The organism is Moryella indoligenes (genome assembly GCF_030812885.1).
In the GTDB taxonomy this organism is placed as follows: Bacteria; Bacillota; Clostridia; order Lachnospirales; family Lachnospiraceae; genus Moryella; species Moryella indoligenes.
Genome location: NZ_JAUSTO010000045.1, coordinates 1 through 1,114, shown reverse-complemented (window position 1 = coordinate 1,114; position 1,114 = coordinate 1). Strand labels below are relative to the sequence as shown.

Annotated in this window: 1 pseudogene; it reads right to left on the bottom strand. The window is 46.5% G+C overall.

The window, feature by feature from the left end:
• Nucleotides 1–363: pseudogene (locus J2S20_RS12085) on the bottom strand (group II intron reverse transcriptase/maturase); the annotation flags it as partial.
• Nucleotides 364–1,114 lie beyond the last annotated feature (751 nt).

Below are 1,114 nucleotides of genomic sequence, written 5' to 3'. Positions count from 1 at the left end.
GATTCCCAGCGGTCTCATCTTTCCATTGGGCTTTGGTATCTCCACACGCCTTACGGGGCGCGGGTGATAGTTGCTGAATTGATTTCGTATCTGGCGGACGTATTCTTCCTCACTTAATTTCATGAGGCTTTTTATCGTCCGCTTATCCACACCAGCCGTATTACTTCCTGTATTCTTTTTGATCGTCCGATAAGCCAGCTTGATGTTTTCCTCGCTCTCAATGATTTCCATCAGATGATTGAAGGTTTTTCCATTTTTGCTTTCGGCATACAGGCGGTCAAAGGTTGACTCCATGTCGTAATACTCTGAATTGCGGATTTTTCTTTGTTTACTTTTCCTTTCTTGCTGCTCCGAAGTGGGCACAGGCATCCTCTCCTTTCAGTTTGGATTTTCTTTGTCATACTCGAAGCTGTGTTTGTTGTGTATTTTATGATTTTTACTGAATTCGACTTGTGGCCGTCCCTCCACCGCTTACTTGTTCACGGCTTCACAGGTACCATGCCACTGCTCTCACTGGAATAAAGAATGGTTATTGCCCTCTCGCGAAGGTATTCCCATCCACCACTTCATCGGTCTGCAACAGCCTCCATGTTCCCAGCTTTCCACGTTCCGATATTCCTATCATTGGATACCTTTAGGTCTTTCCTCTGAGCCTGTATCCGGTCATGCATAACCGCATCGCCTGTAACGATGCATGGACTTTCATAACAACCAGTCTTACTTATCCACGGACACCACCGTAAAAGGTGTACTGCCTTTCGACAGTATCAACGTTTAGACTCGTACATTCAGAAATTCGTCAGATATCTCTATCATCCTGACCATGGGTAACCGAACCCCGGCATATAGGCAGCACCATCCACCGCTGGACAGCTTTCGTGTATCGTCTGAAAATCATACTTACGACTGCTCTCTGCCGACTTCACCGAGCTCTATAACATCTTTTGGGGAAACCTGTTGCATGGTTTCCTGCCATTCGGAGTATTAGGTAGGCGCTTCAGGGCGTTACTCCCTCATTTCACCAATCGGAATATCAGTTCTCCAAAGTTTTCGGGTCAATGCCCTTCGACTTTGTGCGCAAGCTTTTCACTTACGAACGTGTCGCCCGATTGTC